At 35.9% G+C, this 25953-nt stretch carries 26 protein-coding genes and 1 riboswitch; of the genes, 16 read left to right on the top strand and 10 right to left on the bottom strand.

All coding sequences use genetic code 11. The features are described 5' to 3' along the window. Positions 1–13: 13 nt before the first annotated feature. From JFL43_RS13635 to JFL43_RS13645, 3 genes are all read right to left on the bottom strand, one after another. On the bottom strand, positions 14–649 hold the full coding sequence (locus JFL43_RS13635; RefSeq protein ID WP_100795106.1) for an ABC transporter permease: 636 nt from the start codon (positions 647–649) through the stop codon (positions 14–16). Between the two features lie 31 nt (positions 650–680). Beyond that, positions 681–1865, bottom strand: coding sequence for a betaine/proline/choline family ABC transporter ATP-binding protein (locus JFL43_RS13640; RefSeq protein WP_100795107.1), 1185 nt, complete (start codon positions 1863–1865; stop codon positions 681–683). Positions 1866–2024: 159 nt separating this feature from the next. Then, the gene (locus JFL43_RS13645; protein WP_234447783.1) at positions 2025–2630 is read right to left on the bottom strand and encodes an HD domain-containing protein; all 606 of its coding nucleotides are present in this window, start codon (positions 2628–2630) and stop codon (positions 2025–2027) included. Positions 2631–3207: 577 nt separating this feature from the next. Further along, positions 3208–3307: riboswitch (SAM riboswitch) on the top strand. 113 nt (positions 3308–3420) lie between these two features. On the opposite strand from JFL43_RS13645, the gene JFL43_RS13650 reads away from it, so the two are divergent. The 5 genes from JFL43_RS13650 (at position 3421) to JFL43_RS13670 (ending at position 7796) form a co-directional block, all read left to right on the top strand. Further along, entirely contained in the window at positions 3421–4578 is a 1158-nt protein-coding gene (locus tag JFL43_RS13650; RefSeq protein WP_200749457.1) for an acyl-CoA dehydrogenase family protein, read from the top strand. Between the two features lie 59 nt (positions 4579–4637). Next, a complete protein-coding gene (locus tag JFL43_RS13655) occupies positions 4638–5504 on the top strand; it encodes a transporter substrate-binding domain-containing protein (protein ID WP_100795110.1) in 867 nt (288 codons plus the stop codon). Between the two features lie 85 nt (positions 5505–5589). Then, a complete protein-coding gene (locus JFL43_RS13660; RefSeq protein WP_200749458.1) occupies positions 5590–6297 on the top strand; it encodes an amino acid ABC transporter permease in 708 nt (235 codons plus the stop codon). A 12-nt stretch (positions 6298–6309) separates the two neighbouring features. Beyond that, positions 6310–7023: an amino acid ABC transporter permease gene (locus tag JFL43_RS13665; protein WP_234447785.1), complete on the top strand. Its 714-nt coding sequence runs from the start codon at positions 6310–6312 to the stop codon at positions 7021–7023. A gap of 17 nt (positions 7024–7040) precedes the next feature. Then, on the top strand, positions 7041–7796 hold the full coding sequence (locus JFL43_RS13670) for an amino acid ABC transporter ATP-binding protein (RefSeq protein ID WP_200749459.1): 756 nt from the start codon (positions 7041–7043) through the stop codon (positions 7794–7796). Positions 7797–8350: 554 nt separating this feature from the next. On the opposite strand, the gene JFL43_RS13675 is transcribed toward JFL43_RS13670, so the two are convergent. From JFL43_RS13675 to JFL43_RS13690, 4 genes are read right to left on the bottom strand one after another with little or no spacing between them, the layout of a single operon-like run. Next, the gene (locus tag JFL43_RS13675; protein ID WP_100795113.1) at positions 8351–8755 is read right to left on the bottom strand and encodes a disulfide oxidoreductase; all 405 of its coding nucleotides are present in this window, start codon (positions 8753–8755) and stop codon (positions 8351–8353) included. Then, on the bottom strand, positions 8745–9395 hold the full coding sequence (locus JFL43_RS13680; RefSeq protein ID WP_200749460.1) for a DsbA family protein: 651 nt from the start codon (positions 9393–9395) through the stop codon (positions 8745–8747). Before JFL43_RS13680 ends, JFL43_RS13675 begins: the two co-directional genes overlap by 11 nt. A gap of 53 nt (positions 9396–9448) precedes the next feature. Next, complete coding sequence (locus JFL43_RS13685) at positions 9449–10297, bottom strand: M56 family metallopeptidase (RefSeq protein ID WP_100795115.1); 849 nt, start codon at positions 10295–10297, stop codon at positions 9449–9451. Between the two features lie 3 nt (positions 10298–10300). Beyond that, positions 10301–10714 (bottom strand): BlaI/MecI/CopY family transcriptional regulator, encoded by a 414-nt coding sequence (locus JFL43_RS13690; RefSeq protein WP_100795116.1) that lies wholly within the window; start codon positions 10712–10714, stop codon positions 10301–10303. 164 nt (positions 10715–10878) lie between these two features. Between JFL43_RS13690 and JFL43_RS13695 the strand changes: the two genes are divergently transcribed. The 3 genes from JFL43_RS13695 to JFL43_RS13705 all read left to right on the top strand — a co-directional run bounded on the left by JFL43_RS13695 (position 10879) and on the right by JFL43_RS13705 (position 13094). Continuing rightward, the gene (locus tag JFL43_RS13695) at positions 10879–11820 is read left to right on the top strand and encodes a VOC family protein (protein ID WP_200749461.1); all 942 of its coding nucleotides are present in this window, start codon (positions 10879–10881) and stop codon (positions 11818–11820) included. Positions 11821–12003: 183 nt separating this feature from the next. Next, positions 12004–12300, top strand: a complete 297-nt coding sequence (locus JFL43_RS13700) for a hypothetical protein (protein WP_200749462.1) — start codon at positions 12004–12006, stop codon at positions 12298–12300. 311 nt (positions 12301–12611) lie between these two features. Further along, on the top strand, positions 12612–13094 hold the full coding sequence (locus tag JFL43_RS13705) for a SepA family multidrug efflux transporter (RefSeq protein ID WP_100795119.1): 483 nt from the start codon (positions 12612–12614) through the stop codon (positions 13092–13094). Between the two features lie 536 nt (positions 13095–13630). On the opposite strand, the gene JFL43_RS13710 is transcribed toward JFL43_RS13705, so the two are convergent. Continuing rightward, positions 13631–14485, bottom strand: coding sequence for a hypothetical protein (locus JFL43_RS13710; RefSeq protein WP_200749463.1), 855 nt, complete (start codon positions 14483–14485; stop codon positions 13631–13633). 157 nt (positions 14486–14642) lie between these two features. On the opposite strand from JFL43_RS13710, the gene JFL43_RS13715 reads away from it, so the two are divergent. Next, positions 14643–15635 (top strand): DUF4885 family protein, encoded by a 993-nt coding sequence (locus JFL43_RS13715; protein WP_200749464.1) that lies wholly within the window; start codon positions 14643–14645, stop codon positions 15633–15635. Positions 15636–15775: 140 nt separating this feature from the next. Here the strand turns inward: JFL43_RS13715 and JFL43_RS13720 are convergent, their stop codons facing one another. Together JFL43_RS13720 and JFL43_RS13725 are read right to left on the bottom strand one after the other, a co-directional pair. Further along, a complete protein-coding gene (locus JFL43_RS13720; RefSeq protein ID WP_200749465.1) occupies positions 15776–16390 on the bottom strand; it encodes a PH domain-containing protein in 615 nt (204 codons plus the stop codon). Between the two features lie 94 nt (positions 16391–16484). After that, entirely contained in the window at positions 16485–17729 is a 1245-nt protein-coding gene (locus tag JFL43_RS13725) for an RtcB family protein (RefSeq protein WP_200749466.1), read from the bottom strand. A 148-nt stretch (positions 17730–17877) separates the two neighbouring features. On the opposite strand from JFL43_RS13725, the gene JFL43_RS13730 reads away from it, so the two are divergent. The 7 genes from JFL43_RS13730 (at position 17878) to JFL43_RS13760 (ending at position 25900) form a co-directional block, all read left to right on the top strand. Further along, positions 17878–18576 (top strand): response regulator transcription factor, encoded by a 699-nt coding sequence (locus tag JFL43_RS13730; protein ID WP_200749467.1) that lies wholly within the window; start codon positions 17878–17880, stop codon positions 18574–18576. Positions 18577–18583: 7 nt separating this feature from the next. Continuing rightward, the gene (locus tag JFL43_RS13735; protein WP_200749468.1) at positions 18584–19999 is read left to right on the top strand and encodes a sensor histidine kinase; all 1416 of its coding nucleotides are present in this window, start codon (positions 18584–18586) and stop codon (positions 19997–19999) included. 140 nt (positions 20000–20139) lie between these two features. Beyond that, complete coding sequence (locus JFL43_RS13740) at positions 20140–22287, top strand: M28 family peptidase (protein ID WP_200749469.1); 2148 nt, start codon at positions 20140–20142, stop codon at positions 22285–22287. A gap of 528 nt (positions 22288–22815) precedes the next feature. Beyond that, positions 22816–23544, top strand: coding sequence for an amino acid ABC transporter ATP-binding protein (locus tag JFL43_RS13745; protein ID WP_100795125.1), 729 nt, complete (start codon positions 22816–22818; stop codon positions 23542–23544). Positions 23545–23566: 22 nt separating this feature from the next. Next, on the top strand, positions 23567–24382 hold the full coding sequence (locus JFL43_RS13750; RefSeq protein ID WP_200749470.1) for a transporter substrate-binding domain-containing protein: 816 nt from the start codon (positions 23567–23569) through the stop codon (positions 24380–24382). Positions 24383–24574: 192 nt separating this feature from the next. Further along, on the top strand, positions 24575–25228 hold the full coding sequence (locus JFL43_RS13755) for an amino acid ABC transporter permease (RefSeq protein ID WP_200749471.1): 654 nt from the start codon (positions 24575–24577) through the stop codon (positions 25226–25228). Positions 25229–25243: 15 nt separating this feature from the next. Continuing rightward, positions 25244–25900, top strand: coding sequence for an amino acid ABC transporter permease (locus tag JFL43_RS13760; RefSeq protein ID WP_200749472.1), 657 nt, complete (start codon positions 25244–25246; stop codon positions 25898–25900). The last annotated feature ends 53 nt before the right edge of the window (positions 25901–25953 follow it).

The raw sequence follows: 25953 nt of genomic DNA on the forward strand, positions 1-25953 counted from the left end.
GCATGTCCTCCTCCTACCGTTCAACTTTTAGACCCTTTGGTGTAGCCCACTTTTCTACTTTAGATAATATAAAGTCGGTAATTAAGGCCAATACAGTTACTAATACAGCACCACCAATAATAAATTCTGGTTGGTAAAGGTTTAATCCATTAAAGATAAAATCGCCTAAGCCACCTGCTCCTATGTACGATGCTAAAGTTGCCCATGAAATAGCGTAAACTGCAGATAAGCGAATACCCGACATAATAACAGGGATTGCTAGCGGGAGCTCCACCATCCCTATGGATTGAATTTTTGTCATCCCCATACTAATACCTGCTGCCTTGAGATCTTGATTGACGGAGTTCATACCAATATACGTATTATTTAAAATAGGTAATAGTGTGTAGATAAATAGAGCAATAACTGCAGGTACTTTCCCTACGCCCAGGAAAGGAATCATAATTGCTAAAATAGCTAAAGAAGGCAGTGTTTGCAAAATACTCGTAATACCTAAGACGATTTTAGCGGTTTTCTTCAGTTTAGATAACACAATACCTAAAGGAACTGCAACAATAATACCTAATATTAAGGCGATGGCAGATATATATAAATGTTCCCATGTTTTTTGCACGATAGCTCCACTGTTTTGTGTCACAAAATCAATCATCTATTCACGTCCTTTCTATATAATTTTCTATTTAGTTCTGCTGCTCATCTGCTCCTGTTTGTTGCTCTTGATTATTAGAGTTTCCATCATTTTCAGTATCCTCATCGCCCCAAATGGTGTCATATACCATGTCCACAATATTGGCGCGTGTAACAAGTCCGACTAGTCGTTTCTCTTCATCAACAACCGGAATATTTTTTAAGTTGCGTTTTAAAATACGGCGTACTGAGTCCTGCAGTTTTGTACCATTTTGCACATAAAAAACGTCTTTTTCCATGGCCTCCGAAATGCTCGTTGTTGTATGGCGTGCTGCAGTCAAACTTTCTACGTCAATATAGCCTCTCAAATGGTTTTGTCCATCGACAACAAATAACGTATCGACACGTTTTTTTACCATCAGTCGGATGGCATCATTAATGCTTTTTTCTGAAGTAATAGTAATTGGTTTGATCATTACATCGTCAACAATTTTTGCACTCGGCTTTTCTTGAATTAAGCGATGTGATCCGATGAATTCACGGACGAATTCGTTAGCTGGATTGGAAAGGATATTGTCAGGTGTATCAAATTGGATAACTTGGCCGTTATGCATTATACAAATGCGGTCTGCCAACTTAATCGCTTCATCCATATCATGTGTGACGAAAATAACCGTTTTCCCAAGACGTTGCTGTAAATCTTTCATCAAATCTTGTAACGTGTCACGTGTAATAGGGTCTAAAGCTCCGAATGGTTCGTCCATTAAGATAATGTCTTGGTTTGCGGCTAATGCCCGGAGCACACCGATGCGCTGTTGCTGTCCACCAGATAATTGCAAGGGATATAAATCGAGATAGTTTTGAGGTAAATTAACGAGTTCAATGAGGCGTTCTGCTGTTTGATCTTTCTTTTCTTTTGTCCATTTTAGTAATTTAGGAACGAGTGTAATATTTTCGCGAATGGTCATATGTGGCATGAGACCGATTTGTTGAATAACATAGCCAATACTCCTGCGCAGAGCTACAGGATTCTTTTTTGCTAAATCTTCCCCATCCAAATAAATAGTGCCACTTGTCGGTTCAATCATGCGATTAATCATACGCATAGCGGTCGTTTTCCCACTCCCACTCGTACCGATAAAGGCGACAAATTCCCCACGTTCAATTTCGAGATTCATATCGTCGACGGCTTTTTTCCCGCCTTTATAAACTTTTGATAGCTGTTCAATTTTTAGCATAAGCATTTCCCCCTTATATTTTTAGATCCTTAGTTCATATACCCTCTTTTTGAAAAATTATTCCCCAAGCAGAAAAATTGCTTAGAAAGACTGTGGTAATTGCTACTAAAAAGTTCTTTGATAAGTAGGTTTTGTATATCAATATAGTAAACTACTAATTTATTTCTTTGTCATATCAATCCCTGCTTCTTTTAATTTTGCAGAGCCTTCTGCTTCAATTAGGTCCTTGAATTCAGTTAATACTGGATTAAAGTCAGTATGCTTGGACATCATGAAGGTCATTTTATGTTCAATTTCTAGCCATGTAGAAATATCAGCTTCGTTATGTTGAATTTGTGCTTCCAACTTATCGAGTGCATTGGCAACTTTAGCTTCAAATGTTGCTTTGTTCTCAAATTCCATCCATAATTCATAAGTTTCTTCTCCTAAAGGAGCTGGCAGCATATTACGTAGATTTTCTATCGCTTTTGTTTCATTGATGACTTTTTGCTTTTTAAGCTCTGCATCATTCATGGTGTCGAAAGCTGGGATGTCAGTTGCTTCCGCCTCCACTAAGTCATGTATGATAATCATTTTGAGCATACGTGCTGAGTCAATTTTCTCTGTGAGATATGGTTCAATCATCATACCCATAAGCGAAACGCGCCATGTATGTTCTGCGACACTTTCTCTGCGACCGTTGGATAGCCAACTATGGCGCATTTCCATCTTAAGTTTTTCAGCTAAATGTAAGACTTCTAACATTTTTTGTAGGGATTCGTTCATTGGTGTGCCTCCTCATATTAGTTGATCTAAAAGATCATAAAACTGAATTGGATTGGTTATTTATAAGATTTTTTGTTTAATCGTAGATGATGGTCGTTCATAGTGGATTGAATCTAGTTGAATTTCAAGGCCCGCTCAACGCGTGCGACTTAAGGTGATTGAGATGGTTTTAACGCGAATTACTACCTTTACAAAGGTAAATGCTAATTTTTTTCACCTCAAATAAATTGGTTTTATATATACTTTTTGGTGGCATTCCCTTTTATTATAAAGTAAAAGTAATATTTATTGTATTAAAAAGGATAATTTTATACTTTTTAAGCCAATTTATTTTGGATTTTTACAAAAAAATCTGTTTCTCAAGTATGTGAATGACTAGGTTAATATTTTTTATTTCATCACATATTCATTGCCTTTTTACTTCTTGGCGGCTATGTTTTTTTGGATTTTTAAGCAGCAGTTGTTACTGAAGTAATGACTCAAATCCATGCACTTTTTAATCCCTACAAAATTACTTTGTTTTTTTGTATTGACTTTCGCTTTTAGAAAAAGTAAGCTAATTGAAACAATAGAATACTACTTATCTAGAGAAGCTTTGGAACTGGTCTGATGAAGCTCCAGCAGCCCTGCTTTGCAGGATGATGCTACTTCCAGAAAAACTTTTTGACAGATAAGGGTGCACATACAACATTTAAGCTCCCTCAGTATAACGAATGGGAGATTTTTTATACTTTTAATACATAGTAATTCAATAAGAATTGTATGCGTAAGAAACAAAGGAGGATTTATCTTGAAAAATATATTTATTCGAAATGAGCAACAGCGTCAATGGTTAGAAAAATTAGCTTCATTACGGTACAACATTGCCAGTGAAGCTGCAACTGTAGATGCATTGTCTACTTTCCCAAAAGATAGCTTCCGTCTTCTTGGCGATATTGGTTATCCAACTGTTACCTTGCCAAAAGCCTATGGCGGTGAAGGTTTTTCGGTTTACGATATGGTGCTATTGCAAGAAACACTTGCAAGCTACGATGAAAACACTGCGCTTTCAATTGGTTGGACATTAGGTGTTGTCGGCGAATTATATGAGAAAAAATTATGGACAGATGCCTTACTGGATTTCTTTGCAAGCGAAGTACGCAAAGGTGTCATTGTGAATCGTTCCGTTAGTGAAGCACGAACTGGTAGCCCCACTCGCGGTGGCCGTCCTGGCACAAATGCGGTTCGTTCAGAAAAAGGTTGGATATTAAATGGACATAAAATTTTTACAACTGCTTCACCTGTTCTAGATTATTTTTTAACATCTGCATGGATTGAAGAAAAACAACAGACCGGCTTTTTCTTAATTCACAAAAGTGCGACAGGATTATCAATTGAAGAAAATTGGGATGTTATGTCGATGCGTGGCACTGGAAGTCATGATTTAATTTTGCAAAATGTCGAAGTGAAGGAAACTGATTTAGTCGAATTACCGAATCATCCAAGTGGTGGTAAGATGAACGGCTGGTTATTACACATCCCTGCAACTTATTTAGGTATTGCACAAGCTGCGCGTGATTATGCGATACAATTCGCAAATCACCATCAACCAAATAGCTTGAATGCACCGATTAGCTCATTACCAAACGTTCAACAGCTATTAGGCGAAATTGAATTGAAGTTACAACAAGCAAGATTTGTATTGTATGGTACTGCAGAAGCTTACGACGATCCACAACGTAGAGAAACTTTAACAAATGAAATTGCCGTTGCCAAACATACCGTGACAAATACAGCCATTGATATCGTCGACAAAGCGATGCGTGTTGTAGGTGCGAAAAGCTTACAAAATACAAATCCATTGCAACGCTATTATCGCAATGTACGCGCGGGTCTTCACAATCCACCAATGGATGATATGACTATTACTAAATTGGCACTAACAGCTATTGAAGAGCAGAAACAATAAGAGGCGATCCTTCATTAAGATAAGCGAAGAAAACAAAAAGAGAAAAGGGGTTTTGAAGTATGTTCAGTAAAAAATTATTACAAATCGCAGCAGTCGGTCTAACTACTATTGCAGTTTTAGCGGGTTGCGGTGCAGATGAAGCATCCGATTCCTCAAAAGATGGAGATTCTTCAAAAGTTCGTACAATTAAAGTAGCCTATGACCAAGCAAGTAAACCTATTACTTATACAGATGATCAAGGCAATCCTACTGGTTACGATGTAGAAGTAATGAAGCTAGTTGATGAATTATTACCTGACTATAAATTTGAATATGTTCCCACAACAAGTGATGACTTACTAATTGGTGTCGAACAAGGAAAATACCAAGTCGGTGTCAAAAATGCCTTTTTCACAAAAGAGCGTACAGAAAAGTTTATCTTCCCTAAAGAATTCGTTGGCTTAAGTAGTGCCGGTTTAGTACTACGTAAAGAGGATGCAAATATTAAAACCTTAAAAGACTTCGCATCTGCAGACTTTTCTTTAGCACCAATTGCCGCAAATAATGCACAATATACTGTTATTGATGAATACAACAAGGAAAACCCAAACAACAAAGTCAAACTAAAAGCTGGCGATGCTTTCACTATAGATATTGTTCAATGGGTCAATGAAGGCCGTGTAGATGGTGGTGTAATGATTGAAGGTATGTTTAAACAACAAGTAACAGCAAAAGATGGCGCTTATAACAAGCTTATCGACGACGTTGTATACAACGAATTTGCGGTTATAAAAACATGGCCATTATTTAACAAAAAAGAACAGCCATTTGCAGATGCTTATGACAAAGCGGTAAAACAAATTAAAGAAGAACAAAAAACAAATGAGCTAAGTAAAAAATTCTACGACCGCGATTTATTTGAAGTACTTGAGAAAGTGAAACGTTAATTGCTTCTTGTATAAGTACCATCCATAGGCTGTTGAGTGAACAAACTCAACAGCCTTTCCAATACAAAATGAAAATGGTGAGCATATGGAAAAATATTTTGATGTCTCTTACATTTGGCAAACACTCCCTATCTTACTCCCCTTTCTAAAGGTGACTTTTATGATAGCAGGTCTGTCCATTTTACTAGGTTCCTTTTTCGGTTTATTCCTTGCGATAGCCAAGCTTAGCAATAGCAAAATTGCTCGAACACTTGCGAATGGCTACACAACAATTATGCGTTGTACCCCTTCAATTGTGCTACTATTCCTCGTTTACTATGGTGTGCCAGCAGTCGCTGAAAATTTCGGTATCAATTTACATGATATCGATACGGCTATTTTCGTTGTCGTTACTTTCACACTACAGTTTGCTGCCATTATGTCTGAAGTAATTCGTTCTTCTTATGGCGCAATCGATAAGGGGCAATATGAAGCTGCTGTAAGTATTGGCTTAACGCCATTTCAAGCTTACCGCCGAATCATCTTCCCTCAAGCCTTAGTTGTGGCATTGCCAAACTTAGGTAACAGCATGATTGCCTTGCTCCAAGAAGGTGCACTCGCTTATACAATTGGACTTATTGATGTTGTAGGGAAAGCTAATTTAATTATTGCTAGCAATATTAATGCACATGCTTTAGAAATTTTTATCGCTCTAGCAATCATTTATTGGATACTGTCATTAATCATAGAGAAAGTCTTCTCTATACTCGAAAAATTCTTTAGTAAAGGTAAAAAAACGTTGGAATCAACGTAAGGAGGTACGCAAATGTCTGAAGGATTGAATTATAAATTTTTAATTGATACATTTTTCGTTGCATTGTCTGGCGTACCTGTTGCGCTACTGGTGACCATTGTTTCTTTACTCATTGCTATACCACTAGCGTTTTCACTCGCTTTAACACGTATTTACCGGGTACCTTTTATACAACGTTTAACGCAATTGTATGTATCCTTTGTACGGGGTACACCTATTATTATTCAAATTTTCATTGTCTATAGTAGCGTTCCATTACTTTTAACAGCTCTTTTTAAAAAATATCATATCAATGTGGATGTCTATAATATCCATCCCATTTGGTACGCATTTATCGTTTTTTCATTTAGCACAACTGCAGTATTGATCGAGGTTTTCCGATCTGCACTCAGCACTGTCAGCAAAGGACAGCTAGAGGCTGCGCATTCAGTTGGCTTAACGACCTTCCAAGCATACCGACGAATCATCATTCCACAAGCACTAGTGGTAGCACTGCCGAATATTTGTACAGCAACTATAAACTTGATCAAAGCGACTTCCCTTGGTTATGCGATGTCTTTACAGGAAATTACGTTAAAGGCAAAGGTCGCTGCGAATGTTGGTTACAACTATGTTGAAGCATACTTAGATATTTTCATCGTGTATTTAATCTTATGTAGTGTTGTCGAATATGGTTTTAAATTATATGAAAAACATTTACGCAAATATAAATTAGCAAATGCTTAATATTGGGGTGTGTTGATATGTTAAATATTAAAAATGTTCATAAATCATTTGGTAACAATGAAATATTAAAAGGGGTCGACTTATCCATTGATAAAGGCGATGTGGTCGTTATTTTAGGCCCTAGTGGATCGGGTAAAACAACATTGCTACGTTGCCTTAATTTTTTAGAAAAAGCCGATCAAGGGCATGCTACTTTTGGTGAAATTGATGTCGATTTACATGATGCAAAGAAAAAGGATATTCATGCTATTCGACAAAAAATTGCCTTCGTCTTTCAAAATTACAATTTATTCAACAATAAAACTGTGCTCGAAAACGTTATCGAAGGACTTGTTATTGGACGTAAAGTACCTAAAAAGGAAGCAATTGAAATCGGCAAAAAAGCCTTGAGTAAAGTTGGTCTTTCCGAAAAATATAATGCCTATCCAAGTGAACTGTCTGGTGGTCAGCAACAGCGTGTTGGTATTGCACGTGCAGTCGCTTTAAATCCTAATATTATTCTCTTTGATGAACCTACATCTGCTTTAGATCCAGAGCTCGTAGGTGAAGTTCTAACCGTTATGAAAAATATCGCCAATGAAGGAACGACAATGCTTGTAGTCACACATGAAATGTCCTTTGCTAAGGATGTCGCCAACCGCGTCATCTTTATGGACGGCGGTGTTGTTATTGAGGAAGGTAGCCCGCATGAAATTTTCGTCAAGCCAAAGGAAGAACGTACGAAGAAGTTTTTAAAACGTGTGCTGCCTGAGGATTATACTTTTTATATTTAATACATCACAAAAAACGCCCACCTCTACTTGGAGAGGGCGGAGACTGTAGATAAAAACTCAAAGAAATTCGAGTTTATCTACGGTCTTTTTATTTTAAAATATATATAAATAGTTAAGACCCGTTGATTTCCACTACGGTGGACGCTTTCCGCGGGCGGGCGCCAAGCCGCTTCGTCGCTACGCTCCTGCAGGGTCTTGGACTGTCCCTCTTTTCCCACAGGAGTCGCCACCTTCGCTCCAATCAACTACACATATAATATAAACAAATGTTTTGAGTAGATAGAAAATAATAACAATAAAATTTCTGAAAGAGATCAAATTGAAATGATTGCTTTGAATCCACTAGTACCTCAAGAACATCTTATGGGAAAAATTAAGGATGCGGTGGACAACCTTAAAGATCTTAAAAAAAGCCCATGCAGGCGATGCTTATTTTAAATGGAATACAAGTTAACACTCAAAGAGTATCTTATCTATATAAGAGATCTTAAATAAACAAAATATATAAAAAAACAAAAGACATTCAAGACGCGAGCATTCTGAATGTCTTTCATTTATTTACGTTTCCATAATATTAACATCGACATTGTAATAAGCGTAAAACCAATAAATGCTAAAAACGGAATCGTTATAAATCCTAGCCAGTTAATATATTGCCCTGAGCAAGGTACTCCATTTGTGCATGTACTGAATTCCTGAATAGAGGGTATTTTTTGTAACATATAGTGATATCCAGAAAGTAACATCCCTATGACTGACATCGGAAGTACATACTTATAAATCTCTTTATCATTTCGGTAAAATGCCATACCTAAGAAAAAAACAAGCGGATACATTAATATACGCTGATACCAACATAGAGTACACGGGATAAAGCCCATTTGTTCGCTAAAAAACAAACTTCCCATCATAGCTATAATTGAGGTTACCCATGCAAAGAGAAGCGATTTACTTGCCATTAGCAATCTCCTTTTCTACCATTTTCACAAAATCATCATATGTTTCACCAATGAATCGTTTGCCATTAACATAGATGCTTGGAGTTGATTGAACACCAAGTTTTTTTGCTATACTCATATCCTTATCCCAAGCTTCTTGTCCTTTATTTTCCTTAAAAGCTTTGACTACTTTTGTCGTTTCTTTTTCAGTGGCAACTTCAGCTAACGCCTTTTCCAAGAAATCCTCTGTATATAAATCTACTTTTTCATACGATAAATCCTCTGGTTGTTTACTAAACAGTAACTCATGGAATGACCAAAACTTCTCATTTCCTAGTTCTTTATAGACCGTTTCTGCAAATTGAGCAGATCGATTTGAATCGATATTAATAAAAGAATAATTCATAAAGTAAAACTTAGCCTTCCCTGTTTCAACAAAGTCTTTATAAATAACAGGGACCATTTGATCATTAAAAGTTTTACAGTTTGGACATTTATAATCGCCGAATTCGACAATATTAACTGGTGCTGATGCCTCTCCTAAAAACGGTTGTCCTTCATAATCGATGTCTACCGACTTCTCATTAAAATTCGTTAATACAATAATACCTATGACACAAACCGCAACTATACCTATAAACCAAAATATTTTCTTAGACAATTAAAAACACTCCTAATTCATACTACATAACGTAGTGTAATGGGGTAAAAAATTTACGCCAAGGCGTAAATAAATAATGCACAGATACAACTAAAGATTGTTAAAGATATGAGTAACATCTTCACTGGAAGGTTCCAATGAATTTCTCTTAACGGGTCTATTATATGGCCAATTCGATAATTGACAGAAGTATCTGCGAATGATGCATAAGTAAACGGCATTTTGTCAGGTTTGCTAACTTTCAGCATTTTCAACAAGGCGCTCCCAAGGTTTACAGATGTCTGTTGTTTTTCAATCGCATATTCATCCGCTAGTAATTCCTTCACGATTTTATAATTCTGATTACACCAGTCTAATATCGGAATATACCACATCGTGGATGAACAAAGTGCCATTAAAAAAATTTTAAGTGGATCACGGTGTTCTTTATGATACATCTCATGTGAAATGACAGCAGTTAATTCATCTTCAGTTAATAGCTTCATCAATCCTGTTGACAGGATGATCTTAGGCTGTATAAATCCCATTGTAATTGCTATTGGTGTAGGATGCGAGATGACGATAAATACATCTTTTCCTTTGCAATAAGTACGATTCATATCAATTGTAAGCATGTTCTCTTTATATTGCTTAAATCTCTTTTTCATACGAATAGCATGATAGAATTGAGACCCTATTTTCCATAATATCAAAATTAACGTATAGATGACGAGCACATCAAGTATATAGTCGAGTGACGATAATCCAATTATTTTCATCCAGCTATGACAGGTAACAACGAGATTATATTGAACGTTCCAACCAGCAAGCTTTGCGATGAAATACACACCCATTTGCAAAAAAATCGTTCCCGAAATAACCAGTGAAGCTATAAGCATGATAGACGAATGACGTTTGTGCATACGTTACATATCCTTTTTCAATTCTTTAATTTTTCCCTCAAGCTTAGCGACAAGATCATCATCCACATCTTCTAATGCATCAAGCATATGGCTGACTATGACACTACCAAACTCTTCCATTAGCTCGTTGGTCATTTCTTTTGATTGTGTATTCAAAAATTCTTCTCTTGAGAGAACAGGCTTATACAAAGACGATCTACCTTCTGCTCTTTTTTGAAGAATCTCTTTATCAACCAATCGATTCATGACCGTCATGACTGTGTTAAAGTTCGTCAGCTTTTCATATTCAAGTACTTGTTGGACATCTTTGATAGTCATTTCAACATCATTCCATAATATGTCCATGATCTTTGCTTCAAGAGGGCCAAAAAAACGATTTAACCCACTTTCGTTCATTTTGAATTTTCGCATTCTCACGGCTTGCTCACCTCATATTACTCATTGTAGTGTTAGGGCATTACCACGTCAAGAATTGTCCTTCGAAAATCATCTAACTCACAAATCTGTAATATTTTTAGCTGAAATCTATCTAAAATACTGTTACACTACATTGTGTAGTTATAAGAAAAGGAGCAAACTTAATGACCAAAAAACAAATTGTTATAGTCACTGTCGCTTTGGCCGTTTTACTTATTTCAATTATTGTCCTTACGAAAAACAAAAGTATAACTTATGAAACATACGAAAAAAATTCTCCACCTCGAATAGGAGCAGTACATCTTACCGTTTCGGATCTCGAACGTTCTGTTAAATTTTACGAGCAAATGATTGGGTTTGATATTTTGACGAAACAGTCGAACAAAGTGACGTTAACGGCTGATGGAACTACTCCTCTGCTCATATTGGAGGAAGAGGCTAATTCCATAGAAAGGCCTCTCGGAACAACTGGACTTTATCATTTTGCCATTCTGTTACCTGATCGATCCAGCTTAGCGAATGCGCTCCTACATCTAGCTGACAACGAGTATCCGATGCAAGGTGCTGCCAACCATCAATATAGCGATGCCCTATATCTAGCAGATCCAGAAGGTAATGGAATTGAAATTTATGCAGATTACCCTTCTAATGAGTGGAAGCGTGCAACTGATGGTAGCTATGTAAGCGGTACGTATCCAATTGATCTGAATGATTTAGCACAAGAAGCGACACCTCCTTGGTCTGGCCTTCCAGACAATACGCGAGTTGGTCATATGCATTTGCAAGTTGCTGAGCTTGAAAAGGTCGAGCAGTTCTATGTAGATGGACTTGGATTTAACATAACAAGTAAAGATAATGGGAGCTTATTTTTATCGAAGGATAACTATCATCATCATATCGCTTTGAATACATGGTCTGGCACTGGCCTCCCAACACCCCCAGACAACGCAAGAGGTTTAAAAAAATTTATAGTCTTTTTCACGCAAGATGAAATTGATGAAGCGAAAGTACAGCTCAAACGTTTGAATATTCCTTTCGATGTCAGTAATGACACTATGTCTGTTGTAGATCCTTCTGGCAATAAGATTGAAATTATCATAAGATAAGAAAAGCACAGAATACTTCTAGTCTAAATACCGACATAAGTAGAAAATCTATATTTAACTAAAATAGACAGCTGTCTGTGACTCCGTTCGATTTCAGAGTGCAGACAGCTTTTTATCTAGAAAAACTGTTACGATATGCTTATTCTTCTCCATTATGGGTATCTTAACATTGGAGGTATTGCTATGAATGAATCGAATAACCAAGCTATCTGCACCATGACGTATCATATAGTCGAACGCATCGTAGGTTGGTATGAGCAAACAACAAATCGCACTCACCATCGCATTTATTTATATGCGGATGCAGTTTCAACTGCCAAAAATATTTTCAAACTAGAGCATGTTCATGATATGTCCTATAAACCTTTCTCTGGTGGAAGTGGATTATTTTATTTGCATACAAACCAAGGAGTATTTATGTTTGAAATCGACGTAGATCCGACTCATTTTATTCAAATGTATAAAAGGATACGTGAATGATTACTAATTTTTAAATTATACAAGCTCCACCCTTTTCTTAGCTATGAGAACTGACATAGCCAACACAGCAGAATCACTTCATCTAAGAAAGCGTTTTAACCCAGTTTTATATGAAACTTTCCTCTCCATGAGTTAAGGAATTCACAGGCCTCCAGTTTTTTTAACAAGAATCTACCAATGCTCTTCAAAATCATTCAGGTGCATTGTACGCTGTACTGATTTATAATGAGAGATATCTAATTGATACAGAGTATAGATTATGGGCCAAAGAGAGGCGCGTAAGTTGCGCGAGTAGGTGAAGAAGGAATTCTATGTTTAAAAATAGAAAAATAAAAATCCGAGTATCTGGATGGTCAGCGCTTCTGATTTTGATAGCAATTTTAATGATTGCACTTGTTTTAGTAGTGACGGTTCCGCTATTTGGGTTTTATGGTTTGTATAATGTATTTGCTAAATACGATTTAGCTGCGATACAGATTTTTGAGCAGTGGTATAGAAATGGTATTTATTTTGGGTGGTTTTTATTGCTAATTGCCGCAATGATGTTCATCGTCGATTTCATAAATCTATTTGTAGTTGCGAGCTTAAACCTGCCTTGGTCTAAACCGGTTGCCGTGATAAGTTATGCCATTCAAACGGCTGTTTGTGCGACACTCTTTAAAGGTCTATTAGTGATGAGCTTTAGCCGAATTGAAGTAACATGGACAGGTTCGATTATTTTATTTGTACTTTTATATATTATTGTGGCTGTTTTCAGTTATGAAAAGCCAGAACCACCGAAAAATAGCGATTAATGTAGAGGAAGCTTCTTTTTATAGAGGCTTCTTTTTTTGTGGGAGAATTTTATTGCGACAGATAATTGACTCGCCTCATGAAATTTAATAGAATTCCATTCATTTGGTATTTATATCAACTTTTTTAGTTCGATAGATTTCGAACTTTTTGTGAGTATAAGCCTAGTTTGGGGCTACTGACACACGGTTAGGGGCACTTTTTTTGTTCATCACCGTCACTTGAATATTAAATAATTTTTACTTTACAAGGTATGAAAAAAGCGAAAATTCTAGTATCGTAATTGTCGACTAGACAAACAACGGCAGAATTTTTCGCTTGTATCCAAAGTTTATTAAGCTCTTAATTTAATTTCTATTTTTCACTCAAAAGAAATTTAAACCCATGATTCTTTCTATGCTAAAAAGAAAAATCATGGGTAATTTTTATAATATTACAAATTTTAATGTATCGATAAGTGTTAGTATGACTGTTTTAACAGAATATTCACCAAGAAGTAAATATATCCCTATCCTAATTTATGGTTATGAGAAGATAACTAGAATTGGTCTGTTACATCATATTCATAGCTTATATGTGCACGGACATTTTTCATAGTTGATTTGGCTGAAGCTTTTGCATTGTATTTGAAGCTCCATATTCGGGCTACATTGAGTTGGTCCTGTAAAGAAATATTGTAGGAACCATTAGTAGCGCTAGAAACAAGAGCTGTGTGCCACACTCCAGTTTGACTCGACATCAACTTATGTGTTACGTTACCTTGGCTTGGCGTTTGAGTACTATTAGTACCAATTGATTTAACAATTGCTTTATAAGGTATATCAGTATTGTTAGTTAAATCCATAGTAATTATAGAGGAATCAACACCATTTAAATTAAGACTAGTATTTCCATTATTTGAAGCTGTTCCTGTAAAATTGAATTCTTTACTACTAGATTTAATACGATCGTGAACAGACACAGTAAAATACATGTTTCCTGTAAAAGTTCCCCGACTGACTTTTACATAAAAAGTATTAGACGCAGAAGAAGCATCAACTTTAGCAAAAATAAATGGTGTAAGTGAGTTGGGATCGATAACTGTTGTACCTTCATTAACAAGCCCTATATTACTATTTAATACTTCTATCTTCATACCAGCATATACATTTTGGTATGAACTTCTCACATAAATTTTTTCTCCTGCATTTGCAGTGAACTTATAAAAAGCCTCGTCTTCACCTTCTGGTAAAATCGTTGTGTCTGAACTACTGTATTTCCAATAACCCATGTTGTGAGCTGTATTGATACTATTGTTTCCAGTAGTCGTCGCAGAAGCTGGAGTCGCAAATATAGATACAAGCATTAGTAACAACGAAAAACCTAGTATTTGTTTCAATATATTTTTCAACATATTTCTACCTCCCTTTCCAGAACATAATACCACATTATACACATTTATGGAAAAAATATTATTTCTGTGAAAATAATTCCTTTTTAAACAATTTGATGTATTTACCGATATTTCATATATAGAGATTTACTTCAAAAAATACAAGTGGAGGTAGAATATGAAAATAAATAATGGAATTACACCCTATGCGGTAACAACAGCGAGCAAACAAACTATATTGAACAAAACGACTATTGAAAATAAAGACGACACAATTATCCAAAGAAATAATATACGGGAAAGTGAATCAGATAAAAGACGAAAAATATTGGATGATAAATACCAAAAAATCAATGAACAAAATAAACAGTTTAAAAATCCACATATACACATTCAGGATAAATATCACAATCCTTATTCACCCTATTTCAGAAGCGATTTGACCGAAGCAGAGAGGAATGCAGCTAGTAGTATGGAATCGTCTATGCTAAGGAAAGGCGTTATTAACTGTTATGACTATGCAGACGCAGCTTTTCGCGAAAAACCACTAGTAAATGATCATATAGAGAGTGCTAAAAAAAAGTTATTCAACCGCCAACAAGTAAATGGTCAACTACATGAGCTGTTTGCTAAAAATGGCATCACCCTCCCTCAAGGGTCAAATTTAACATTTACCATTCATCCGAGTAATTTCAAGCTAACAGTTAGCGGTACAAATGATTCGTCACTCATAGACAAATTAGAAGGTATACTAAATACAGCTAATAATACAAGAGAACTATTTTTCCACATTATGCAAAGTCGTTCCGATGATTCCAGCCAATTTACACGTTCAACAATAGACAAGTTCCGTCTAGTCAATGAAATCAAAACGATGACAGGCTATGATTTAAAAGATTTAGACATTGTGAACGGTCAATTTGTGACAGAAGACGGCACCGACATTTTTGAAATCTATAAAGAAAAGCTCCGTCAAAATCCATATACAAAGGCCCATGTCGGAGTTGCAGCCTCTTATTATGGTTCACAAATATATCAACTTGCTAAGAATGGTTTTAACTCAATTCCCGACTTAGTACTTTCAATCGGGTACGAAAATGGTTCGTTGCAAGATATTGGTCAGAAAGAAAACTATGGGACAGGTAAGAATGATTGGATTAACAACTTCTAAAAAACTACTGCAAGAGCAATTGTCCAGTTCGTTACCGAATAGATAAAACATAATAACACCAACTGTGCTGGATAATAAATGGCTGCCGTTCAAAATCACTACCAAAAAAGGTGCCCCGATATCGGAGCACCTTTTAACTATTAGTGATTGATGTATAGCTCAAATACTTTACTGTAGTCTTCTTTGACATATTGCTTTTTGTTTTGAAGCATCCAATCAGTAGCAAAACGCGTAATTTGCTCGAATGATTGGGGCGGTGTAACTTCATTGCTTTCTGTTTTGCCAATTGACTGTGCAGCATATGTTAAGCTATTTTGAGCAATTTCAAAATACTGTGCATTATTTTTCATTTCCACAGAAATTGCATGGAGTGCTTTGTATAGGTCTTTAATCTCTGAGAGAAATTTTTTGTGAATGTCGATGGACATTGGGATATTATTAATAGTAAATTTTATTTCTATATCTAAATCAATAGTTCCCGCTGTTTCTAACATTACCTCTGTGATTGTGCTGTGTTGATAGTCGTAACGCTTCAGAAGGCGCTTTTTACTTAACGCATTTTCACCATCTACATGAATCAACGCTTTATTTGTAAAGCAGTATTCGTCTGCCTTTGTTTTAATAAGGAAGTATATAGCCTCACCTGATTCGTGTAAGACAAAATCATCAGCTTCTGTTTTATCAAAGTCTTCCTTTGGTACGACAATTCCAATATCTGAAAGGCCTAAAGCATCTGAGGCAAATTTTTTCAACATTTTATATTCCTCCGTAAACCCATTTTTTTAATTGCTACTTCTTATACGCATTAACTTCACTTAAGGTTTCTTTCCCTATGGGCAAACGCCACGGTTACTTGGACCTTTTTTTGCGACGAGAATACGACCATTCGTTATCACTCGCTTTAAAGTTATAAACAGGTTTAATAATAGCTTTGATTTCTACTGTATTCTGAACATTTCCGAGAATTTCTTCCATTGATTTATAAGCCATTGGTGCCTCATCTAATGTTTCTTTGTTAACAGAAGAAGTCCATATTCCTGCCATTGTTTTTTGGTAATCTTCAAGATTTAAATTTTTATTTGCTTGGGTACGGCTCATAATCCGTCCTGCGCCGTGTGGAGCCGAATAATTCCAATCTTCATTTCCTTTACCATATGCAATGATTGAGCCATCTCTCATATTAATCGGAATGATTAGCTGCTCCCCTTTTTGTGCAGAAATAGCTCCTTTACGTAAAATCATGTTATCAGTATCGATATAATTATGAATAGAATCAAACTCTTCAACTATATGCTTTTCATAATCTAAATGTTCGATGATGGAACGTGCAATCTGGCGACGATTTTCTTTAGCAAATTGTTGAGCAAGCTTCATATCATGGATGTAATTTTGAAAATCCTCACCTTGTACGTATGCAAGATCTTTTGGAATAACAGGATTTTTAGTTTTATATTGTTTTATAGCTGATTGAATTTCTTGGAATCGGCCTTGTGCTTTTAACACATCCACTATTCCCGTTACATCACGACTTTGGATTTGTTCATATGCTAGCTTTTGATAGTAAGTTGCAATTTTAGCACCAACTGAACGACTCCCTGTATGGATGCAAAGATAAAGATAGCCATCCTCATCTTGAGAGACTTCAATAAAGTGATTTCCGCCACCTAATGTGCCTAGACTGTGCTTACTTCTTTCGTCGTTCAATATATGCGCAGCAACAAATTGCTGCGCCTTTGGAAAATCGTCTGTGACATAGCGAATACTATCGTTATCATGTAAATTAGTGCCTGATGGGACGTATTTCTTTACAGTATCATCAAGTTTTTGGAAATCGATGTCTATTGGTGCCAACTTTGTCACGTGAACGCCGCAACCAACGTCAACACCTACTAGATTTGGGACGACCTTATCCTTTAATGCGATAGTTGTGCCAATGACACAGCCTTTTCCAGCGTGATAATCCGGCATAATGCGGATTTTTGCGTCATGTAAAAACGGCTGATCACATAACTCTTGAACTTGTTCTACTGCTTTGTCCTGCTGAATATGCGAGAATATCTTCGCATTTGTATGCATTCCCTTTACTTCTATCAACTTTATCATCTCCATGTCATTTTTTCCGCCGGTGTAGTTTGGGTTATTTTAACATAGGAAGTGGACGATTGAAATTGTTACCCAAAGCGAAAAATGTATACGTATACTATACTTAAATGATAAAAGTTTTATGCAGAGGAGATTTTTAATGAGTACACAATGTATTTTATTAATAGACGATGAAGAAGATTTGGCTCGTTTGCTTCAAACGGTGTTACATAAGGAAGGCTTTTCGAATGTCGTGACAGCTGGAACAATTCAGGATGGCTGGGACAAATTCCAGTCAGTTAAACCTGATTTAGTGTTGTTAGACATTATGCTCCCAGATGGTGAGGGCTATGACTTATGTAAACAAATTCGCGGTGTGTCGAATGTACCTATTTTATTTATGTCTGCAAAAGATGACGAAATTGATAAGCTTTTAGGCCTTGCAATCGGTGGCGATGATTATATTACAAAGCCTTATAGCCCAAAGGAAGTCGCTTATCGGGTGAAAGCTCAACTGAGACGCGCTAGTTTTTTAGAAGAAAAAACAGCAGTAAAAAGTATTGGCGTTGGACCTTTTGAGATGGATGCGAATGGTACCGAATTGAAGAAAAACGGAACAATCATCGAGTTAACCGCGAAAGAAATTGGCTTGATGAATTGCTTTATCCATCATCCAAATCAAATTTTAAGTAAAGAAACATTATTTGAACGTGTTTGGGGCGAGGATTTTTTTGGTTCTGATAATACGGTAATGGTACATATCCGCCGCCTACGTGAAAAAATTGAGGACGACCCATCTAACCCGACATTTTTGAATACTGTTAAAGGTCTTGGTTATAAGTTAATAAGTAAGGAGTGATTTTAAAATGAGGTGGAGATTGACAGGACGTTTTTTATGGTCAGTTGTGGTGATTGTTATTATTGTCGGCATCGTTAATACTATGCTATTAGCTGGACTACTCCTTACGCGAAATAGTTATTTAACTTTTAACACTTCTGATACATCTGCCGAGGCATTTACACGCTCTTTTTCTCAATATATCGAGATGGAAAATGGCTTACCTTTTGTGAATGTAGATGGTGTAAAAGCGTTGCAAGACAAGCATGCTTGGATTCAATTTTTAGATAATAATGGACAGCAAGTTGCCGCTCTTAAGACACCTAAAAATCTTGCAACGAGCTACTCGCCTGCTGAAATCATACAAATGTATAAATATCAAGAAATTGATGGAACTACGACCGTTTATATTGGGGCGATAGATGACCTCAGTTATTTTATTGGGATAAAAGATAATGGCGTTCGGCGTTATGTTTTGACCTATGATTATACGAAGTTCTTTAAATTCTTTAACCTGCTACTAATAACGTTTCTAATAGTAGATGTACTAATTGCTCTGATCATTGGACTGTTGTTCACTCGGCATTTGACGAAACCACTTCATACATTAATCGAAGGAATCGGACAGCTACGGAATCGACAATTCACGAAAATCAATATACCTAAAGGTGTTTATACAGACGTTTTCAGAAATGTGAATGAGCTATCTGAAAAGTTAAATGAGCATGAAAAAGAACGAGACCACCTCGATCAAATGCGTGAAGAATGGATTAGTAATGTATCACATGATATGAAAACCCCTCTTGCGTCAATTCAAGGATATGCTGAATTGATGAAGGACGGAGCTAGAGATCTCACAACTGATGAAGTACAAGAATACTCAACAATTGTAGAGAAAAAATCAATTTATATGAAAGATTTACTTGATGACTTAAATTTAACCACTCGTTTACGCAATCAACAGCTGCCGATGCATTTTGAAGTTATTAATATTGTGAGCTTTATGCGTGAACTGACGATTGACCTTTTGAACGATCCTCAATTTGGTGAACGCCAAGTCGAATTTGTGAGTAATGTGGATAATCTCGTTCATAAAGTGGATAAAAAATTACTAAAAAGAGCAGTCTTAAACTTTATCTACAACGCGCTTGTGCATAACGATGAAAATGTGTGTGTAACTATTCGAATTGATGCTGTTTATCCACAAGGTGGACAATCTCTCCTTTATAAAACACGGATAACTATTTCTGATAATGGCCGAGGCATTTCAGCTAAAGATCTTGAACAAGTATTTGATCGTTATTACCGTGGGACAAATACAAAAAATACTCACGGCACCGGACTTGGAATGGCGATAGCTCGTGATATTATTTTCGCTCATCACGGTGATCTCGAATTATCTAGCATTGAGAACAAAGGTACGAAAATTGTAATACTACTTTAGACTTATTAGACTCTATTTTTTTATATTTACTTATCTTCAGCATAATATTTATCTCATTTTTTAAATAATATTGATATTCTAGGAAAATTAACGTTTAATTAATACTGGTTGGAAAATCCAGTGTAAAGGAATGATATTAATTGAACAAATTTTTTCGTGGTGCAATAGCAACAGCTCTAATTGCATCCTCACTCGCAGCTTGTACACCGGCAGAAAAAAAGAAAGAAGTAAAAGAAAACGGGGATTTAGCAGCAGTAAAACAATATTCTGATAATTATTTATCAAAAGCAGATGCTAAATACTCATTCGATTTTGCAAAAAGCCTTGAACAATTTAAAACAAACGAAAAGTTAGGATATCGTACTGCAGGTTCTAAAGCAGAACTAAAAACTGGTGAGCTAATTGCAGATGAAATGAAGAAAATAGGGCTTACCGATGTATCAAAAGATGAATTCACAGTTGATAGCTGGACATTCGAAAAGGCGGATATGACTTTTAAAACAACTGATGGCAAAGAAAAAATGGCTGTTTTAGGTGCATATCAAACGAATTTTGATACGAAAGGTACAAAAGAATTTGATGTTGTTTACGCAAACCGAGGAACAGCAGATGATTTGAAAGACCTTAATATTAAAGGAAAACTCGTACTTGTAGATGTTAACCAGAGAGATGATTGGTGGATTAGCTACCCTGCTTATCAAGCTCATTTAAAAGGGGCAGCTGCAGTTGTAACTGTACAAAGTGAAGGCTATAGTGAAGTAGATGGCGACGCTTTAAATGCTCAAGATATTTGTGGGCCTGAAGATGCTCCCGCATTCTCTATATCCCAAAATGACGCAAAAGAACTAAAGAAATCATTAAAAGCAAATAATAATAAACTAACAGTTAACTTTGATGCAAAATCTACTGTTAAATTAGACCAACCAACATACAATTACTACGGAAAAATTGAAGGTAAAGACCCAGAATCATATATTATCCTTTCTGCGCATTACGATTCTTACTTTGATGGCTTCCAAGATGATAATGCTGCGATTGCTCTTATGATGGGCGTAGCGAAAGGACTTGTAGATAGTGACTATAAGCCTGAGAAAACAATCATCTTTAATGCCTTAGCTGCTGAGGAATGGGGCGTTTCAAATACGCGCTATGACTGGTCTACAGGTGCATACAACCAGATTTTCCGCATCCATCCTGAATGGGTTGGAAAAGCATTTGCAGATATGAACTTCGAACTACCCGCTTATGAGCATACAACGACTAATGAAATTCGCGCAGATTATGAGTTGAAAAACTTTTTAACTAAGTTTACGAAGTCTGTACCGTCAGTTGACGGCGTCTATAAAGACGGTATTTCTGTTGTGTCACCTTTACGTACTTGGTCGGATGATTTTTCATTCTCTATTGCTGGGGTCCCATCATTACGTAATGATTTCCAAGATAGTGAATTCATGCAGTCTCATTATCATACACAGTACGATAATGAAGACACTTATAATGGAAAAGCTTTAGAATTCCATTTAAATTTATACGGTCTACTCGCTATGCATTATGATCAAACTGCCGTAACGCCTCTTGATTTCACAACGAGATTAGATGCATTAAAAGATTCTATTAAGTTGGATGTTTTTAAAGATACTAATATTTCTTCAAAAGAATTAACAGCAGCTATTGATGCAACATCTAAAACAGCTAAAGATATTAATACTCAAGTTGAGAAAATTAATGCGGCCTATACAAAAGCTTTAGTGGCTGGTGATGACAAAGAAGTGAAAAAACTTTATGATGACAGTCGCTCTTTAAATAGTAGTTTATTAGCTACTTACAAATATGCACAAGATCAATTCGTACGCTTAACTTGGGAAGACGAGCCCATTCTCCCACATGAACATGCACAAAATAATATCATTAACTTACAAGGTGCTATAAAGGCACTTGAAAAAGGTGATGCTAGTAAAGCACTAGATGATTATTTATTGGCAATTGATAACAACTGGTATGGATATAGCTTTGACAAAGAAGTATTCGATTACTTCACAAATTATGTACTAGATCAACCTGCCGATCGTCTAATGTGGGGTGCAGGACGTATCATGGGTCACGAAGACTTATATGACACTGTAGCGTCACTGAAAAAGAAACGTGATCAAAAGAATGCTGTTGTTTCTAAAGAACTATCCACCCTAAATGCAGCACTAAAAAGACAAAAAACACTACTAAAAACGTCTGTTGAAGATGAAGTGAAAAGTGTTCAAGAGTTAAATAAACAACTCAAAAAAATGAAATAATATTTAAACTAACTACAAAAAAGCTGAGAGTAGAATTATACTCTCAGCTTTTTTGTATAGTTCTCTTTCAAAGGTTTTAAGTACAAATTAATATAATCAGTAGTTTTTCAAACATTACTATTAAATTTCTATTTATACACACAATGTATAAATAGCGCTTTCATTTGAATAATAGATTCAAATTCTATTTTATAACACCTATATTTCGCACTTAAACGACAAGTTTCTGTTGTATAACAAAATATTTTTTTACATTAAAATAATTATATTAATATATTATTAGAAAGTAGAATACTCATATAAACTAAACATTACCTTGTTAATACGAGTCATACAGCCAATATTAAATTATACAAATATATTTATTTTTCAATTTTTATTTTTTTGATTAAACAGTATTTTCAGATAACTTGTTGCTAAATAAATATACATTACGTTATGATATATCTAATTACTATCGTTCTAAACGGTGGAAATAGTTTTAAAAAGGCGAATATTGAGGGTTTTTGGGGATTTGGGGGGAATCAAATGATAGAGTTCAAAAATGCAAACAAGTACTATGGTGATTTTCATGTCTTAAAAGACATTAATTTGACGATTAACAAAGGTGAAGTAGTGGTTATTATCGGTCCATCTGGTTCTGGTAAAAGTACATTATTACGCTGTATTAATCGATTAGAAACCATTTCTGAAGGTTCACTTACTGTTAACGGGATTGAAGTGAATGATAAAAAAACGGATATTAATAAGCTACGTAGAGAGATCGGGATGGTTTTCCAACACTTTTATCTATATCCGCATAAGACGGTTTTAGACAATATTACTCTAGCACCTATTAAAGCATTGGGGCAATCAAAGGAAGAGGCAAAAAAAACGGCGCATGCTTATCTAAAAAAAGTAGGTATTCCTGATAAAGCAGATTCTTTCCCATCACAGCTTTCAGGTGGTCAGCAACAACGTGTAGCAATTGCTAGGGGGTTAGCAATGCACCCAGAAATTATGTTATTTGATGAACCAACATCTGCACTTGACCCTGAAATGATTGGGGAAGTTTTAGATGTTATGAAATCATTAGCAAAAGAAGGTATGACAATGGTTGTCGTAACGCATGAAATGGGTTTTGCTAAAGAAGTGGCCGATCGAATTATTTTCATCGATAAAGGTCAAATACTAGAGGATGCAGATCCAACTGAGTTCTATGTTGAGCCTAAAGAGGAACGGGCGAAAGCATTCCTTAGTCGGATTTTAAATCACTAATACAAATTAGGGGGATATCATTATGTTCAAACGTAAAAAGGGGTTATTTTCAATCTTACTTTTAGCATTCATGGCTGTATTCATGTTAGCTGCTTGTGGGGACAAAGATAAGACAACTGGCGGCAAAGATAAAGATGTATTGCAAACTATTAAAGATAACGACAAAATTGTTTTTGGTGTAAAAAATGATTCTAATTTATTTGGTTTAAAAAATCCAAGCACAGGTGATATTGAAGGCTTTGATATTGATATCGCAAAAGAAATTGCAAAAAGTATTTTAGGTGACGCATCTAAAGTTGAATTTAAAGAAGTGACATCTAAAACGCGTATTCCGATGCTACAAAATGGTGATATTGATGCAATCATTGCAACTATGACAATTTCTGTAGAACGTAAAAAAGAAGTAGATTTCTCTGACGTTTACTTTCAAGCAGGTCAATCTCTACTTGTTAAAAAAGGTAGCAAAATTAAATCAATAGATGATATAGATAATTCAACAAAAGTAATAGCAGTAAAAGGCTCTACGTCAGCTCAAAATATCCGTGAAAAAGCTCCTAAAGCACAAGTTTTAGAATTCGAAAACTATGCTGAAGCTTTTACAGCTTTAAAAGCTGGTAAAGGTGATACTTTAACAACTGACGACGCAATCCTTTACGGTATGGCTGACCAAGACAACAACTATGAATTAGTAGGTGGGCAATTCACTGATGAGCCTTATGGAATCGCAGCTAAAAAAGGCAATACTAAATTAGTAGAGGCTATCAACAAAGCGTTAACAGAAATGAAAGATAGTGGCCGCTACGATGAGATCCACAAAAAATGGATTAAAAAGGACTAATCCTCCTTTCACCATTTAGTACTTAACCGCTACTTGTTAAAAAAGAAACTTAATAGACTTTAACAGGCAGTAAACCTACTCTAATGGATTCCTGTTAGTTACATTAGGTATGTACTGTCTGTTTTTCTTCATCTTTTTAAGAAGCAGAGACTTTACGAAAATACACTCACGTAATTAAAGGAGTGATTCATTATGCTAGATTTTACGATATTAACAGAAAACTGGGATATGTATGCTGAAGGCTTTAAAGTAACACTGCTATGTAGTTTACTAGCGCTCATTGGTAGTTTTTTACTAGGAACTATATTAGCGGTATTCCGAATTGCTCCGATTAAACCACTGAACTGGATTGGTACCATCTATGTTGAATTTTTCCGTAATATTCCGCTACTGATTATTGCGTTCACCATATTTGTTGGATTGCCTACTCTAGGTATTTCATTTGATGGATTTCAGGCCGGTACAATCGCACTGATTATTTATACCTCAGCCTTTATCGCTGAAGCTATTCGTGCAGGTATATTAGCGGTACACAAAGGACAAACAGAAGCCGCTCGTTCATCAGGTTTAACTTATATTGAAACGATGCGCTATGTTATTCTGCCTCAGGCCATTAAGATTGTAATTCCACCATTAGGTAACCAATTTATAAATCTCGTCAAAAACTCTTCTATATTAAGCGTTATCGCTGCCGGCGAATTAATGTACCAAGCAGATTTAATTTCGCTTCGTACATACGTTGTTTTTGACGTGTATATTATCGTTGCTTTGCTTTACTTAGTTATTACTCTTCCTCTTAGTTATGGCGTTAACTATTTAGAAAAACGTCTGGCGAAGAGCAATTAGAAGGAGGTCGGGTACATGGATTTTGCAGGTGCGTATACTCCAGATCATTTGAAGTTTTTGTTAGAAGGATTTTTAGTTACATTAAAAGTTGCCGGTATTGCAATCGTACTCAGCTTCATCATTGGTGGCTTAATTGGTACAATTCGCTATGCGAAAATTCCTATACTATCGCAAATACTAGCTATTTTAGTAGAGCTTATTCGTAACGTACCGTTACTGCTTATCATTTTCTTCACTTTTTTCGCTCTACCTGAAGTAGGTATAAAATTGACCCCTACGATGGCAGCAATTACAGCCTTAACAATTTTTGAATCCGCTATGTTATCTGAAGTCATTCGAAGCGGTTTAAATTCAATTCATAAAGGGCAACTTGAGGCGGGGCGTTCTTCTGGTCTTTCTTATGTTCAAACTTTGTGGCATATCGTTTTACCACAGGCTTTACGGAGAATGGTACCACCTATCGTGAGTCAATTCATATCATTATTAAAAGATACGTCTCTTGCGGTAGTTATCTCATTATCAGAGCTTATGCATAATGGTAGCGTGATTTATGCACAGCCAGGCGGGGACAAATTTATCATGCCTATCTTTATCCTTATTGCAGGAATGTATTTCGTTGTGAACTATGCTCTATCAATAATTGCACGCCGTTTAGAATTGAAAACGACGTAATAAAAAAGGGTTATCGCTCCGTCGAAAGTTTTCGATGCCAGCGATGACCCTTT

This window comes from Viridibacillus soli, from assembly GCF_016612995.1.
In the GTDB taxonomy this organism is placed as follows: Bacteria; Bacillota; Bacilli; order Bacillales_A; family Planococcaceae; genus Viridibacillus; species Viridibacillus soli.